The sequence below is a fragment of the Vibrio sp. V39_P1S14PM300 genome (assembly GCF_009904765.1).
In the GTDB taxonomy this organism is placed as follows: domain Bacteria; phylum Pseudomonadota; class Gammaproteobacteria; order Enterobacterales; family Vibrionaceae; genus Vibrio; species Vibrio proteolyticus.
The window spans coordinates 1-15,373 of sequence record NZ_WXWP01000260.1 but is presented as its reverse complement, the minus strand read 5'-3'; the positions used below and the strand labels follow the sequence as shown (position 1 = coordinate 15,373).

Genomic DNA, 15,373 nt, shown 5'->3' with positions numbered 1-15,373 from the left:
ATTATCTCCTCCCTGGAGTTTTATAAAATCACCAAACCTTAGGATAAAAATGCAAAAAACGAGAATTATTCGTTTTTAATCAATCTGTAACACGCAGTTGTCACAGATATATTAATAACATGAATGTAAACACCGGATACGTTGATCCGGTGTTTTGTTTGGGGGAATTTACCTAATGGCGACGGGGTAGGTAAAGAAAATCAGATGGGCAAAGTTAAACAAGAAGTGTGCGGTCACAGCGACCGATAATCGTCCGGTAAAGTGGAACATCAGGCCATATCCTAACCCGGCCAGCGTCGCGAACAGAACTAGCGTGATGCCGCCAGCGAAATGAGCCAGGCCAAATAACAAACTGGCGACGACCAGCCCTGCGACCCACCCAAAGCGTCGTGTGAGAGATTGTTGGATGAAACCACGAAATAACGCCTCTTCGGCAACACAGGTGAAGAGAAGATTGTTCAGGGCAAATAGCCACCACCAGTCAGGCAGTGTCAGCTCAGGTCGAATTGCCCCGGTGCCAGTGGCAATCGGGAGCAGGACGATCAACAGTGTTGAAGAGGCCAACAAGACTTTCAGGTTGACGGTCTTAGCTTGACCGAGCAACACCGGATAAGCCAATAGCAAGGCGAAAAACACCAAGGGTTTGTCGAGGTTGAGATGCATGTTGAACGGCACGCTCTGGGGGCCGCTAACGACACTGTGCAGTACTTTCAGGTTGGCAAAGCCAGGCAGTAAGTGCGCAAACATGGCCAGCGACCAGATCAGCACGAACCCATATGCAATGGCTTTTTTCCAGACACTGTCTTGGCGAGGTGCAAAAAAGGCCACACCCAAACCGATCAGTACAGTAGCTAACGCCTGAAGAGATAGACGCTCTTCCAGCAACGCACCAAAAATCGCGGCGGCCAACAAACCGTAACTGGTTTTGGGCTGGCCAAGCAGCCCGGCCAGTGTTGCCAGCGCTAGTGGTACCCAAATCCAAATGGAAGGCTCTATTATCATGATGATGCACAACCGAGGGTTAACAAACGTTCCGGGTAATCGGTGAAGATAGCATCCACCTTATCCAGATGTTTAAATTTCTCTGCCCGATTGACGGTGTAACACCACACCTGATAGCCATGCTGGTGCAGCTCATCGATGTGTTTTTCCGAGGTCCAGGTGTAGTTCAGGTTACAACTGAAGGCGTTGACTTCGCGCAGAACGTCCCAGTCTTTTTTTGAAAGCCGTTCGCTCAGCACGCCTAAACGGTAGCCCGGGCAATGCTGATGCAACTCACGAATAATTCCGTGACTGAAACTGGACAACAGGATCTGCGATTGCGGGAGAGGACCTTGGTCCAACTGCTCTTTCAATTGGGCAGCGACGCTGGCTACATCGTGACGATCCACTTTGACTTCAATGTTGAGCCCCAGTCCGTGCTCCGCTGCAAGTTGAAGCAGTTCAGCCAGTGTCATGACGGGTTCGTCGGCAAATTGGGCTGAAAACCATTGACCAAAGTCAAACTGCTGTAACTCGGCCAGCGTGTACTGATCAACACGTCCTTTGCCGTTACTGCAACGGTCAATAGTGTGGTCATGACAGACGATCAGGACGTTGTCTCTGGTTGGCTGAACATCGATTTCGACCCATTTCAACCCCATATCGATGGCGGCCTGAACGCTGACGCGGGTATTTTCCGGATAGTGACCGGCCACACCACGGTGACCGACAATTATTGGCGACATAATTATTCCTCACGAGACTGGGCAACCACCAACTCGACCTGATTCAACTGGCACAGGCGCGCGATGTCGATGGTGTCTTCGTCGACAAACATTCTTTGTATTTCAAACAGCTTACCGCTGACCACCGGAGCATAACGCCCTAACTTGGTTTTGTCTGCAACTAACCAACACTGTTCACTTTGTTCAATGATGGCGCGGGTCAGGCTCGCTTCCTCCGGCGTGAAATCCAGTAACTGGCCACCATCACCTAAACCACCCACACCGAAGATACCAATGCGGATATTGAACTGGCGGTAAAAGTGGGTGGCGGATTCGCCAACCGTATCTTCATCCGATGAACGGACGGCGCCTCCGGCCAGATGCACAGCCACATTCGGGTTGCGACTGAGCGTTAAGGCGGCGTTGATGTTGTTAGTGACAACCGTCAGGCCAGGATGATCGAGCAGCGCATGCGCAACATGCTTTGGGGTGGTGCCGATACCAAGAAAAATACTGCTACCTTCGGGCAACTCATCGGCCACACACTGTGCAATGGTTTGTTTGGCGGACAGGTTGAGCATGTCGCGATTGGTAAACGACAGGTTGTCATTGTCACTCGGTAAGGTAATCCCGCCGTGTACGCGACGTACCATACCTTTGTCGCTCAGATCGTTCATATCTTTACGTATGGTTTGTACTGACACGGCGAACTTTTCTGAGAGCAGTGAACTCGATAGCACGCCGTGCGCTTGCTGAAGATAGCTGAGTATCTCTTTTTGTCTGGAAGATAAACTCACGGTAATCCTTCTAAGCTACGGTTTGTTGAGTCAGCGCGAAAGGGCACATACGCTTGCCGTTGTCATCGAACAGGTGCAGGTTGCAAGGTGCGATGTGAAGCGTTAATGGCTGAGCCGTATCAAAGGCCACTTCGGGTGTGACGGCGATGAAAGGTGCCTGTTGTACCTGTCCGTGCACCAACTGGTTAGGCCCAAGCGGCTCAACAACGCTGATATCCAGTGTCAGAGACATGGTGTGTTCTGATGGCGACAGTTCCGCATGCTCCGGACGAATGCCGAGTGTTACGTTACAGTGAGCAACGTCAGCATAATCGGGCAGATAGATGCGCTGCTCGCCAAACGTCAGATAGCCCTTATCCAGCGTTGCGGGGAGGAAATTCATCGCCGGGCTGCCGATGAAACTGGCGACGAACGCGCTGGCCGGTTGGTGGTAGACTTCTGCCGGAGTGCCAATCTGTTCAATGTCACCTTGATTGAGTACAACGATACGGTCGGCCAGTGTCATGGCCTCCACCTGATCGTGGGTTACGTAGATGCTGGTTACGCCGAGCTCACGTTGCAGCTTTTTAATTTCCAGTCGCATGTGGGCGCGAAGTGAGGCATCCAGATTCGACAACGGTTCATCAAACAGGAATAACTGAGGGTCGCGAACGATTGCCCGTCCCATGGCGACGCGCTGGCGCTGACCTCCGGATAACTTGGCCGGTTTCCTGTCCAGATAGTCTTCAATTTTGAGTGTCTTCGAGACGGAGGCAATTTTTCTGGCGATAGTGGCTTTATCCACACCACGGTTTTTAAGTCCGTACGCCAGGTTGTCGTAAACACTCATATGTGGGTAAAGCGCGTAATTCTGAAAAACCATGGCGATGTCACGCAGGGCTGGCTTTTCGCTGTCTACCCGGCGGCCTCCAAGGTGGATCTCACCGCCACTGATGGCTTCCAGCCCGGCAATAGAGCGCAGTACGGAGGATTTTCCACACCCAGATGGACCGACCAAAACGATAAATTCACCTTGTCGGATGGCCAGGTTGATGCCTTTGACCGCTTGATGGCCATTTTCGTAAGTTTTGATCAGGTTCTTAAGTTCTAACATATTCATACGGCTATCCTGAGCGGTGGTTACGATGTTATGTACATTGTGTGTGCTGATGAGGGCGTTACTTTTCACTTTCGACGAGTCCTTTCACAAACCAGCGCTGGAATACAATCACGATCACCACCGGAGGCAGCATCGCCAGAATGACCATGGCAAAGGCATAATCATAGCGGGGCAGGCTGGTTTCATTGATGTTGTTGAGTATCTGTTTGATGCCCATCACGATGGTGTTATAGCTCTCATCGGTGGTCATCATGATTGGCCACAAATACTGGTTCCAGCCGACGACGAACATAATGATGAATATCGCCGCCATCATGGTTTTGGAAAGTGGAAACAGAATATCAATGAAAAAGCGTACGGGTCCGGCATTATCCAGTTGAGCCGCCTCCAGCAGTTCATCAGGGATGGTTTTAAAGAACTGACGAAAGAAAAAGGTCGCGGTGGCAGAGGCAATCAGGGGGAGAATCAATCCGGTATAGCTGTTAAGCATGCCGAGGCTGGATACCACTTCGTAAGACGGAATGATCCGTACTTCCAGCGGCAGTAATAGGGTGACAAAAATCAACCAAAACCACAGGGTGGCATAAGGCAGGCGAAAATAAACCAATGCGAATGCAGCCATCATGGAAATGATGATTTTGCCAATCGCAAAACCCAGTCCCATGACCATAGAGTTGATGATCATCGTTTTCGCGGTCACGTTGCCCGCGAAGCCGAGACTTTTATCCCAAGCTTCCTGATAGATGGACACCAAATGATCGCCAAGCCGCCACTGTAGACCGTCACTGACGATCGTATTAGGATCGTGCGTGGAGCTGGCAAATATCAGCCAGATCGGTGCCAGCATAAACAGAGCCCCGAGAATTAAGATCAGATGATCGGAAAGTTTGTTGGATTTCATGCTCTTTCCTCAGTAATGCACCCGCTTTTCGACAAAGCGGAATTGAATGAACGTCAGGATCAGTACCAACAGAAGCAGCACGACTGATTGAGCCGAGCTTCCACCGAGATCGGCGCCCACAAATCCATCACGATAGACTTTGTATACCAGTGATGTGGTGGTTCCTCCCGGGCCGCCAGAGGTCATGGTGTCGATAACGCCAAAGGTTTCGAAAAAGGCGTACGTCAGGTTGATAACCAGCAAGAAAAAGCCCGTTGGAGCCAGCAGAGGGAAAGTGATGGTCCAGAAACGTTTTGAATCACTGACACAGTCCAGTGTGGCCGCTTCTTTTACGGCATAAGAGATGGACTGCAAACCCGCCAGAAAATAGATAAAGTTGACGGAGACCTGCTTCCATACCGAAACCAGAATCAGGGCTACGCTGGCATCAAATGGGTCGGTCTGAAAGCTGAAATTCCAGCCCAACTGACTGAATAGGTGGCTAAGCACGCCGATGTGCGGATTAAACAAAAAGCCCCCGATGATGCCAGCCACTGCAGGCGCAACCGCGTACACCCAGGTGAGGGTGATTTTATACGGGCCTTGGCCATGCAGCACATTGTCGGCTTTGACCGCAAGCAGCAGAGCAATCGCCAGTGAAAGAAATGAAACCACAACAGCGAATAGCAGCGTAAAGCCGATGGAATCTAAGTACTCCGAGGAATCAAACAGCATCTGATAGTTTTCAAACCAGACAAAAACCGATGACATGCCCCATGGATCTTCCAGCATAAAAGAGAGATAAATCGCCTTAGCGGCCGGATAGAAGAAAAACACCGCGATGATAATAATCTGAGGTGCCAGCAGCAGGTAAGGCAGCGGGGTGTGACGAAATTGTTGACGACGTTCCACAACTCATTCCAGGTTAAATCAAAGACAAGCCTGTGACAGACAAAGAAACGGCCTCTACTGATGGGAGCAGAGGCCGGTGGTGGTTAGTTCACCGTGCGGGCAAAACGCTTCAGCAACTTAGTGCTCTCGTTTTCCACTTTATTCAAACCTTGCTCAACGCTTTCACGGCCAGCAAAGATATTGTCGAATTCACGGTGCATCACCTCGCGGATTTGTGGGTAGTAACCCAAACGGTAGCCTTTTGTCCACTTGCCGTCGGTCAGGCTCAGCTGCTTAACACCGACTTCGGCATCTGGTTGCTCTTGATAGTAACCTGATGCTTTAGTGAGCTCGTAGGCGGCCTCAGTCACCGGAACATAGCCAGTGGTTTCGTGCCAGTACTTCTGAGTTTCAGGTTTGGTCAGATAAGCGAAGAACGCTGCTACGCCTTTATCCTGATTGCTGTCATGGCCGTTGAGTGCGAACAGGGCGGCGCCGCCAATAAAGGTATGCGTTGGTTTTTTGGTGATTGATTCCCAGTAAGGGAGGTAGGTCGTTCCTAAATCAAACTTAACCCGATTTCTCAGCCCGCCAAATGAACCGGATGAGCCCATCCACATCGCGACTTCCTGACGTTCGAATGGTGTTTGGTTTGCGTCCCAGTCGCTGCCGTAATACTTGTAGTAACCTTCGTCAGACCATGCTTTTAGTTTTTGGACATGCATCATCATGTCTTTGGTGTTGAACATGATTTTGCTCGACAGTCCGTCGTAACCGTTGTTGTTGTCCGACAGCTGTAGGTTGTGGCGGGATTTGAAGTTTTCAAACATGATCCAAGGCGTCAGAGATTGCGAAAACCCAGCATGCCCTTTGTCGGCCAGCTTCTTCATCACCGTTTCCATTTCTTCATACGTCTTCGGTGGTTCTGCACCCACTTCTTTGAGCAGATCTTTGTTGTAGTAGAGCACCGGCGTTGAGCTGTTAAATGGCATGCCGATCATTTTGCCGTGGTTGTCTGCGTAGAAGTTTCGCACGCCAGACAAGTAATCCTGCGCGTTAAATGAATAGCCAGACTCTACCATGATGTCCTGCACGGGTTTGGCGACATCCTTAGCGCTCATAATGGTTGCGGCACCGGCATCAAATACCTGAAGAATGTTAGGAGCTTCACCTGCGCGAAACGCAGCAATACCAGCCGTCAGCGTTTCTGTGTAGCTGCCTTTGTACACTGGTGTCAGTTTGTACTCTGTTTGCGCAGCATTGAAATCGGAAGCGATTTTGTTCACCGTTTCTCCCAACTGGCCGCCCATGGCATGCCACCAGGTGATTTCCGTCGTTGCCAGTGCTGAACCAGAGACGCTGGCTGCTGCCAGTCCTGCTAACCATAGCTTATTCATTGTTGTTCCCTTTTTTAGTTTCGAACGAGAGTTCTTTTGTTTCGTTTGCTGGCTATCTTGGTGATGCAATGTTTCAGTTCCGTGTTTAAAAAATGGCAAAATCATGAAAGATTTATGGATCGGATGAGTTGGTTCACACTCTGGCGATTGCTTGGCGATAATCGACGCAATAAGTGACTGGCAAACGAAGCTGTAATCCGCATGACTTTCGGTTAATTTTTATCGCAAGTGAAGCACTTAGCTGGCATGATTGAGCAACCATAACCACCGCTGCGCTGGCTCGCTGATGACAGCGAACGCGCGCCTAGAAGAGTGTCTATCTTGAATTCTGAACGTAAAGCTGCCCTGATTCTGGTGGCGACCACCTTGTTGGCTGCATTTGGCTGGATTTTTTCGAAAGAAACTATTCAGGGGCTTCCTCCTTTCGGCTTTATCGGGCTGCGGTTTACTATTGCGTCCTTGTGCCTGTTGCCACTGTGTCTCACCGCTTTGCGCCGTGCCAAACTGAAAGATATTGCGTCAGCGGCCATGGTTGGGTGTTTGTTGAGTGGATCTTTGTTGTGCTGGATTCATGCAATCTCAATCAGCGAAACCTTGGGTGAAGGGGCCTTTATCGTCAGTTTGTCGATGCTCATCGTTCCGATTGTGGCCTGGATACTCTTTCGCGAGCGGCCTAAACGCGCATTCTGGTTTTCAATGCCCGTTGCTGTGGCGGGGCTGGCATCGCTCTCGTTGGCGGGCGGCTGGCAACAGTCGGCAAGTCAAATCTGGTTTGTCGGTTGTGCCACTATGCTTGCGCTGCACTTCAACGTGAACAGTAAATACTCACAGCGTTTACCTGTGTTACTGCTAACCTGCATTCAGTTGTTTGTGACCGGTTGCCTTGCATTGATGGTTTCGTCACTGACTGAAGAAATTCCGACGTCTGTTGCTCCGTCCATTTGGGGATGGTTCGCGCTCAGTACGTTGCTGGCGACCAGCTTACGCTACGTGATGCAAACATTAGGGCAAAAACACAGCCAGCCATCCAACGCCGCGTTAATTATGATCTTAGAGCCAGTCTGGACAGTGATTCTTAGTATCCTCTGGTATGGTGAAATTTTGTCGATGAACAAAATCGTCGGGTGTTCATTGATTCTCCTGTCACTGATTCTCTATCGCACTGACGGACGCTTAATGCGCTTGCGTGGGCAAGCTTCCTGAACGCTCTGATTTTTTGCCAGCCCGCGATTCTCGCGGGCTTTTTTGTAACCAACCGCCCAAAACTTACCTGGCACAGGTTGAGTACCGCCAGTTTATTCGCTAACCCGCCATTTTTATCCTTTCATTAAGTAACACGCTAAAAAATTCATACTTATGCAATTTTCTTTGTGATTGCTCGGTCTTGTAAAAGGCAGGTCAATGAACCAGTTTGCCTGTGCTTAGTTTGATTACCCCAGAGATACCAACAGATAAGGACTTCACGTGACAGAACAGTTGCAGTCATTTTTGACCACAGGAACGCATTCCACGCTGATGCTATTTGTCGGTATTGTTGCGTTGTCGTATTTGCTTGAAGACCTGGCAATCGTCACGGCAGCCGGACTGGCCTCTCAACAACTGACGTCGTATCCGGTGGCGCTATTGGCTATTTTTGTCGGTATTGCCAGCGGCGATCTTGGCTTGTATTACCTGGGGAAATGGTCGCGGCGCGTTCGGAGTCTACGTTATCGCGCGGTAACCAATCGCCATTTTCGTCACCTCAAAGGACGGCTGAGTCGTCATGCGTTTAGCAACCTGTTCGTGATTCGTTTTGTTCCGGGTTTACGAACTGTTGGCTATACGCTCAGCGGCTTCTTTGCCATACCCGCGGGGCTGTTTTTGTCCGCGGTATTGCTTGCGACGGCAGTATGGACACTGCTGGTGTTTTCGGTGGTGTACTGGCTGGGTGTTTCGGTCTGGCAGCAAACTAGCGCTTATCAATGGTTATTGATTCCGCTGGCGTTTTCTGGGTTGGTGTTCGTCAACCGTTTCCTGAATAAAACACTAACAAGAGGGATTTCCTGATGTTAATGCCTGACATTCCATGTATTGAACCGAACCGGATAAACGCGGGTATGCCGATACTGGAGTTGGATACGGGCCGCACGGTGTCACCGTATGAGTTCCTACCCAGCTGGTTTTTCTACACGCCGGTCGTGATGCAGAGCCTGTTGCAGGGCGTCCGCTATTTAGACTGGACATTGCCGCTGATTGCCAATCCGACGATTCGTCTCAGCGGCATGGTTGGGGAGTCGAAACACGATATCCTCAATCTGGCCGGTTCGCATGCCAAACGCTGGATCGCTTCGTTTGTCACACTGACGAAAGATACGCGGTCCATTGATGACCAGCTGCAAGCTGCGCTTCACGCAATGCAAAGTGCGCAGTTGGCATTCCCTGTCGTGGCGAAGCCCGATTTGGGCTGTCGAGGTGTTGGGGTTAAGTTGGTACAAGATGACATGCAACTCAGACACTATATCGAGAGCTTTCCTGATCATGCCCGTTTTCTTATCCAACAAAAAGCGCCATATCAGGCTGAAGCCGGGGTGTTTTATGTCCGCTATCCCGGGCACCAGCACGGACGGATATTCTCCATGACGCTGAAATACGCGCCTTCGGTGATCGGTGATGGTAAACACACCTTGAAGCGCCTAATTGAGCGCTGTCCGAGAGCGGGTCAACTGACGCATCTGTATTTCCCTCGTTATCCGGACAAACTTGATTGGGTCCCCAAGAAAGGGGAAGAGTTCCAGTTAGCCTTTGCTGGCAGCCATAGCCGTGGTTCGATCTTTCGTAATGGCAATCAATTCATTACAGAAGAACTGACTTGTCGACTCGATAAGATCTTTGATGATTTTGACAGTTTCCACTTTGGTCGTCTTGATATCAAATTTGAGGATATTCATCATTTTATGCGAGGCGAGCGCTTTACGATTCTCGAAATTAATGGCGCCAGCAGTGAAGCCGCCCACATCTGGGACCGCAATACACCGCTACGCGAAATTTTTTCCACTTTGCTGGCTCAGTACCGGATGCTGTTTGATATCGGTGCGCAGCAAAAGCAGCGCGGGCATCAAACGCCAGCATTAAAAGAGCTCTTTCATGCCTGGCGGGAAGAAAAACAACTCACTCAGCAATATCCGGCAACCGACTGACTAAAAGGCGACAACAATGCTTGCACTCTCTAAGACGAATTCATCTAACGCCAGCGTAACCAATCTTCAGCCTGCATCGGTACGAGGCTGTGTTGAAACACTGGAGCAAGGGTATGCATTTCTTCATCACCTGGAGGACAATGACTACACTCATGTGGCTCAGCCCCACCTTTGCAGCTCAATTGGTCAGCACTACCGCCACTGGCTGGATATCTTCCATGCTTTGCAACACACACAAGAAGGGGTGGTGGATTACAATCAGCGCCGGCGAGGGCACCACGTCGAAACGTCACGTCAGGCCGCGATGAAAGAGATCGAACATCTGATCGATTGGGTCTTGCACTGCTCGCCGAAAGCGTTGCACGCACCTGTCACCGTGATCTCTGAGGTGTCGCTTAGTGCGAGTGAAAGCATCGCTTCAGTGTCAACGTTTGAGCGTGAACTGACGTTTGCAGCGCTACATGCCAGCCACCATTTTGCCATGGCGAAGGTAGTGGCTAGTTTGCTGGGCATCAAGGCTTACGAGACATTTGGTCTCGCGCCGGCTACGGCGTCATTTTATCGGGGGCAATGACGATGTGTTCTGTATCTTGGTTAGTGGATCGTAACGGTTATCAGGTGTTCTTTAATCGTGATGAACAAAAGTCGCGCGCACTGGCGTTGCCACCACAACAGCTTAACATTGATGGGGTGGAAGTATTGATGCCCATTGATCCCCAGGGAATGGGAAGCTGGATCAGTCTCAACGAATACGGCTTATCTCTCTGTTTGTTGAATAATTACCAAGGCATTGTCCCTGATGGCGAGCTCGTCAGTCGCGGCCTGTTATTGCGTCAGCTGGCGTCGAATTACAGCGTGCATGGCGTTATTCACGCGTTCAAACAGCTGGAACTTCGCCAGTTTGCACCATTTTCTCTGCTGGTGTTCGACCCCGAACTCACGCCTGAACTGCGAGCTGTAATGGCGTTGGAATGGGACGGTACTCAAAGCCGGATTCAAGCGACGGACTCACCACTGTTTTCATCTGGTGTTGATCTGGTTGCGGTTCGCGATTACCGGCTAAGCATCTATCAGCATCTGACATCGGAAGAGATGAGCGAAGAACAACTGCTGAAGTTCCACACCCAGCATCATCCAGAATATTTACACATGTCGACCTGTATGCACCGAAAAGACGCGCACACGGTCAGTTTTACCCACCTCGCAGTCACCAGCGACGATACGTCAATGGCCTATGTTGCCGGATGTCCGTGTCTGCACTTGACCCGACATGCGCTTATGCAACACCGGTATCGCATTGTCGGGCGGGCATCGCTGGTCTCTTAACAAAGGAAGTCAGTTATGAAAAAGTTTATCATGATGGCACTGCTGCTAGTGAGCAGCAGCGTTTGGGCTGAAGATCCCATTTATACCGGTTTTTTCAGTAACAAAGCATTGGACGGTTATGACACCGTAGCCTATTTTACCGACAATAAACCCGTGAAAGGTAAGTCAGAATTCTCGGTGGAGTATAAAGGTGCAGACTGGTATTTCGCCTCGGAACAGAACCTTAAACGCTTTCAGGCTGCCCCGGAAAAATACGCACCTCAATATGGTGGCTATTGCGCCTGGGCGGTATCGGCAAAGAACGATTTTGCCCCTGGAGACCCGAAGTATTGGGCGATTGTGGATGACAAGCTCTACCTCAATTACGATAAAGCGATCAAGCAGCGTTGGGATGAAAAACGTCAACAACACATCAAGCAGGCAGATAAAAACTGGCCAGCATTGATCAAATAGGGAATGGTCATGAGTTTTCAACTAAGTAAGCATCTACCAGCGCTGTTTATTGCGTTTGTCTTCATTCAATCGCTGTTTTTCAAGTTTACCGGTTCCTATGAAACCGATCATATTTTCGGCACGCTGGCGGAATGGTCTGGTTTGGCTTGGTTCGGGACTTACGGTGGCTACTTGATTGGCATCGCTGAGTTGATTGCTTCGATTTTGCTGTTCACCCGTTTCCATGGGCTGGGCGCTCTGATGGCGGTCGGAATCATGTCTGGCGCTATTTTCTTTCATCTGTTCACGCCACTTGGTGTCATCATGCCTGCGTTTGATGACACCGGTAAGGTGGTGGGCGATGACGGCGGTTTATTATTTGGCATGGCTTGCCTGGTTTGGCTATGTGCAGCTTTTTTGGCGCTCAGAGACTGGCGTTCAGACAAAGGGTTTTTGTATAAACTGACTCACAAGGAGGCCTGAGATGATACACAGTCCGTTTCGTTTGCCACGTTATACGCCCTTTGGTGTCGGAGAGTCGATGCTCGAATGGGCGACGGGGCTGGCTAAGCTGGATAAATATTATCAGCAGCGTCCGAAAACAGAGACCAGTTTTGAATTCATGCGTTACACGCTCGACGTTCTGAATATCGATTACCAACTAGCGCAGGGCACCACGTCCGATATCCCGAAGCATGGGCCGGTGGTGATTGTGGCAAACCACCCGCTGGGGGCTATCGAAGGAGTGATTCTGGCGGATCTTATTGGATCGGTACGCAATGATGTGAAAGTTCTGGCCAATCAGTTACTCAAACGCCTGCCAGAAATTGAAGATTTGTTTATTGGTATCGATGTTTTTGTCAGCAAAGACGCGGCGCGAACCAATGCGAATGCGATTCGTGAAGCACACCGGCATCTGGCCCTGGGGGGAGTGTTGGTCGTCTTTCCTGCCGGGGAAGTATCGACTTATCATCAGGGCGAAACGGGGTTATCGGACATTGAATGGAGTCAGTCCGTGGCGAAATTTGTTCGTCGTAGTCAGGCAGTAACGGTGCCGGTTTTTATCGATGGTAGCAACAGTCGTTGGTTCTACCGCGCTGGCCGCGTTCATCCTTTGCTTCGTACTGCCATGCTAGGCCGTGAGTTGCTGAATAAAAAAGCCTCAACTATTAATATCTCTATTGGCAGCCCAATTGCGTATTCAGAAGTGAAAGGATTTGAAAATGATGCGGATCTGGTCAGTTACTTTCGTCTCAACACCTATTTGATGGGACGACAGACTGAGCAAATGAAAGACTATACTGGCGCGTATGAGACGCCGGTCATGACCCAAGTCGATGTAACATTGCTGGAAGCGGATCTGGCGCAGTTACCACCAGATGCGCTACTGCTCAGTCAAGGGGAGTTTGATGTGTATTGCACACACTCTCAGCAGATTCCCAACATGATGCGTGAAATTGGTCGGGTCCGCGAAGTCAGTTTCCGTTCCGTGGGTGAAGGCAGTGGTTTGGCATGCGATCTGGACGAGTACGATTTACATTATCTTCAACTGTTTGTCTGGAACCGAGACCATCAGGAGCTGGTGGGGGCTTACCGTTTGGGACGGGTAGATCAATTGCTTGATCAAGCCGGCATTGAGGCGTTGTATTCACGTAGCCTGTTCCGTTATGACCAGGCGTTCATTGATTCGCTCGATCAAAGCCTCGAAGTCGGTCGTTCGGTCGTTTCAAAGAAATATCAGCGCAACCTCAACTCCTTGCTGTTGCTGTGGAAAGGAATTGCCACGTTTGTTTATCGTCATCCGCAATACACCCATTTGTTTGGCCCGGTTAGCATCAGCAACGACTACAGTCATCAGGCGCGTCAGTTAATGGCGGCAACGTTGTCCATTCATCATTATGATCAGGATAAGGCCAGTCTGGTTCAGCCGAGTGTGCCCCTGAGTGATAAGGAACCGGTATTTTGGCAAACGGGTATGTTGTCTGCGTTAGCCAATGTGTCGTTGTTGTCTAAAGTGTTGGCACGTATGGAGCAGGGAAAAGGGCTGCCGGTGTTGTTGCGTCAGTATCTGGGGATGAACGGGAAACTGGTGTGTTTTAACGTCGATCCGACGTTCAATAATGCTCTGGATGGTTTGATTGTGGTCAATTTGAAAAACGTACCGCTCAAAACGCTCGGAAAATACATGGGGCGAGAGCAGGCGGAGCAATATCTGACGGAAGAAACCGCACTGTAAACTAAAGGGGGACAGCTTGAGGCTGCCCCCTTTTTCGTCAGGCGTTAAGTGCCTGTTCCAGATCTGCAAGAATATCGTCAATATGCTCAATCCCGACCGAAAGACGAATCATCTCTGGTGACACTCCAGCCTGTTTTTGCTCTTCAGCACTCAACTGACGATGCGTGGTCGACGCAGGGTGACAAGCGAGAGACTTGGCATCGCCAATATTCACCAGTCGCTTAAAAATCTGCAATGCATCGTAAAAGCGTACACCGGCGTCATAGCCTCCTTTGAGGCCAAATGACAGTATGGCCGATGGTTTGCCCTTCATATATTTCTCGGCCAGAGGATAGTAGACCGAGTCTGATAACCCCGCATAACTGACCCAACTGACCTGTGGATGCTGTTGCAAATACTGGGCAACTTTGAGGGCATTGTCAGTGTGGCGTTCCATTCGTAGTGGCAGAGTTTCCAGCCCTTGCAGCAGCATAAAGGCGTTCATGGGAGACAGCGTCGAACCGGTGTTGCGCAATGGCACGGTTCGGGCGCGACCAATGAAAGCGGCAGGGCCAAACGCTTCAGTGTAAACAACGCCATGGTAGGAAGGTTCTGGACGGCTGAAGACTGGAAAGCGTTCCTGATGGTCTGCCCATGGGAACTGACCGGAGTCGACAATAATGCCACCTAAGCTTGTGCCGTGTCCGCCGACGTATTTGGTCAGTGAGTGGACTACAATGTCGGCACCAAATTCGATCGGTTTGCAGAGCGCCGGCGTGGCCACCGTGTTGTCTACGATCACAGGTACGCCAAGAGCATGAGCTTTTTCGACGATCCCCGATAAATCCACAATATTACCCGCCGGGTTGCCAATGCTTTCGCAATAGATCGCTTTGGTGTTGTCGTCAATCAGCTCTGCCAGGCTTTCCGGGTGATCATCTTTTGCAAAGCGCACCTCTATGCCTTGTTTGGGCAGCATATGAGCAAATAGTGTATAGGTGCCGCCATACAGCTGAGGGGTGGAGACAATATTATCGCCCGCCTCAGCCAGCGTCAGAATCGCATAGTTAATCGCAGCGCTTCCGGCGCTCACTGCCAGAGCTGCAACTCCTCCCTCTAATGCCGCCATGCGTTTTTCCAGTACGTCATTAGTGGGGTTCATGATGCGAGTATAAATGTTGCCTGGTACCTCCAGATTGAAGAGATCCGCACCGTGTTGTGCGTTGTCAAACTCGTAAGCGACCGTCTGATAAATCGGTGTGGCGACTGACTTTGTTGTTGGATCGGTTTCATAACCAAAATGAATAGAGAGCGTTTCGTCTTTCATAACTCGTCCTTGATGCATATTCGTCAGTAATACCTTAATCGTCATTGTCTTGCCCTTCATCTACATGAGAAAAAAACTGAGATCCTGGCCGGAATATGTGTCGAGCATATGGGGAAAGGTATATAGG

General features: G+C 50.3%; 15 protein-coding genes and 2 pseudogenes. 9 read left to right on the top strand and 8 right to left on the bottom strand.

Annotated elements, in window-relative coordinates; all coding sequences use genetic code 11:
- Nucleotides 1–168: 168 nt before the first annotated feature.
- The 7 genes from CAG65_RS13220 to CAG65_RS13190 all read right to left on the bottom strand — a co-directional run bounded on the left by CAG65_RS13220 (nt 169) and on the right by CAG65_RS13190 (nt 6,770).
- A complete protein-coding gene (locus CAG65_RS13220) occupies nt 169–1,002 on the bottom strand; it encodes a CPBP family intramembrane glutamic endopeptidase (RefSeq protein WP_161453947.1) in 834 nt (277 codons plus the stop codon).
- Nucleotides 999–1,727, bottom strand: a complete 729-nt coding sequence (locus CAG65_RS13215; RefSeq protein ID WP_161453946.1) for a glycerophosphoryl diester phosphodiesterase — start codon at nt 1,725–1,727, stop codon at nt 999–1,001. The genes CAG65_RS13220 and CAG65_RS13215 overlap by 4 nt, the downstream gene beginning before the upstream one ends.
- A 2-nt stretch (nt 1,728–1,729) precedes the next feature.
- Nucleotides 1,730–2,503: a DeoR/GlpR family DNA-binding transcription regulator gene (locus CAG65_RS13210; RefSeq protein WP_021703407.1), complete on the bottom strand. Its 774-nt coding sequence runs from the start codon at nt 2,501–2,503 to the stop codon at nt 1,730–1,732.
- A 10-nt stretch (nt 2,504–2,513) separates the two neighbouring features.
- On the bottom strand, nt 2,514–3,596 hold the full coding sequence (ugpC, locus tag CAG65_RS13205) for a sn-glycerol-3-phosphate ABC transporter ATP-binding protein UgpC (RefSeq protein WP_161453948.1): 1,083 nt from the start codon (nt 3,594–3,596) through the stop codon (nt 2,514–2,516).
- Between the two features lie 64 nt (nt 3,597–3,660).
- Nucleotides 3,661–4,503, bottom strand: coding sequence for a sn-glycerol-3-phosphate ABC transporter permease UgpE (gene ugpE / locus CAG65_RS13200; RefSeq protein ID WP_161453945.1), 843 nt, complete (start codon nt 4,501–4,503; stop codon nt 3,661–3,663).
- Nucleotides 4,504–4,512: 9 nt separating this feature from the next.
- The gene (locus CAG65_RS13195) at nt 4,513–5,394 is read right to left on the bottom strand and encodes an ABC transporter permease subunit (protein WP_161453944.1); all 882 of its coding nucleotides are present in this window, start codon (nt 5,392–5,394) and stop codon (nt 4,513–4,515) included.
- A gap of 83 nt (nt 5,395–5,477) precedes the next feature.
- On the bottom strand, nt 5,478–6,770 hold the full coding sequence (locus tag CAG65_RS13190; RefSeq protein WP_161453943.1) for an extracellular solute-binding protein: 1,293 nt from the start codon (nt 6,768–6,770) through the stop codon (nt 5,478–5,480).
- A gap of 318 nt (nt 6,771–7,088) precedes the next feature.
- Between CAG65_RS13190 and CAG65_RS13185 the strand changes: the two genes are divergently transcribed.
- The 9 genes and pseudogenes from CAG65_RS13185 to CAG65_RS22460 form a co-directional block, all read left to right on the top strand.
- Nucleotides 7,089–7,973 (top strand): DMT family transporter, encoded by an 885-nt coding sequence (locus tag CAG65_RS13185; protein WP_040902177.1) that lies wholly within the window; start codon nt 7,089–7,091, stop codon nt 7,971–7,973.
- 312 nt (nt 7,974–8,285) lie between these two features.
- Entirely contained in the window at nt 8,286–8,816 is a 531-nt protein-coding gene (locus CAG65_RS13180; RefSeq protein WP_052035719.1) for a DedA family protein, read from the top strand.
- Nucleotides 8,816–9,946 carry a D-alanine--D-alanine ligase gene (locus CAG65_RS13175; protein ID WP_161453942.1) on the top strand — a complete coding sequence of 377 codons (1,131 nt, stop codon included), beginning with the start codon at nt 8,816–8,818 and terminating at the stop codon, nt 9,944–9,946. The genes CAG65_RS13180 and CAG65_RS13175 overlap by 1 nt, the downstream gene beginning before the upstream one ends.
- A gap of 16 nt (nt 9,947–9,962) precedes the next feature.
- A complete protein-coding gene (locus CAG65_RS13170) occupies nt 9,963–10,520 on the top strand; it encodes a hypothetical protein (RefSeq protein WP_161453941.1) in 558 nt (185 codons plus the stop codon).
- Nucleotides 10,521–10,522: 2 nt separating this feature from the next.
- Nucleotides 10,523–11,272, top strand: coding sequence for an NRDE family protein (locus CAG65_RS13165; RefSeq protein ID WP_161453940.1), 750 nt, complete (start codon nt 10,523–10,525; stop codon nt 11,270–11,272).
- 15 nt (nt 11,273–11,287) lie between these two features.
- A complete protein-coding gene (locus CAG65_RS13160; RefSeq protein ID WP_161453939.1) occupies nt 11,288–11,725 on the top strand; it encodes a YHS domain-containing (seleno)protein in 438 nt (145 codons plus the stop codon).
- Nucleotides 11,726–11,734: 9 nt separating this feature from the next.
- The gene (locus CAG65_RS13155; protein WP_161453938.1) at nt 11,735–12,187 is read left to right on the top strand and encodes a hypothetical protein; all 453 of its coding nucleotides are present in this window, start codon (nt 11,735–11,737) and stop codon (nt 12,185–12,187) included.
- A gap of 1 nt (nt 12,188) precedes the next feature.
- Nucleotides 12,189–12,983 (top strand): annotated as a pseudogene (locus CAG65_RS22465) (lysophospholipid acyltransferase family protein); the annotation flags it as partial.
- Nucleotides 12,984–13,091: 108 nt separating this feature from the next.
- Nucleotides 13,092–13,940: pseudogene (locus CAG65_RS22460) on the top strand (GNAT family N-acetyltransferase); the annotation flags it as partial.
- Between the two features lie 37 nt (nt 13,941–13,977).
- On the opposite strand, the gene CAG65_RS13145 reads toward CAG65_RS22460, so the two are convergent.
- Nucleotides 13,978–15,246: an O-acetylhomoserine aminocarboxypropyltransferase/cysteine synthase family protein gene (locus CAG65_RS13145; protein ID WP_021703394.1), complete on the bottom strand. Its 1,269-nt coding sequence runs from the start codon at nt 15,244–15,246 to the stop codon at nt 13,978–13,980.
- Between the last annotated feature and the right edge of the window lie 127 nt (nt 15,247–15,373).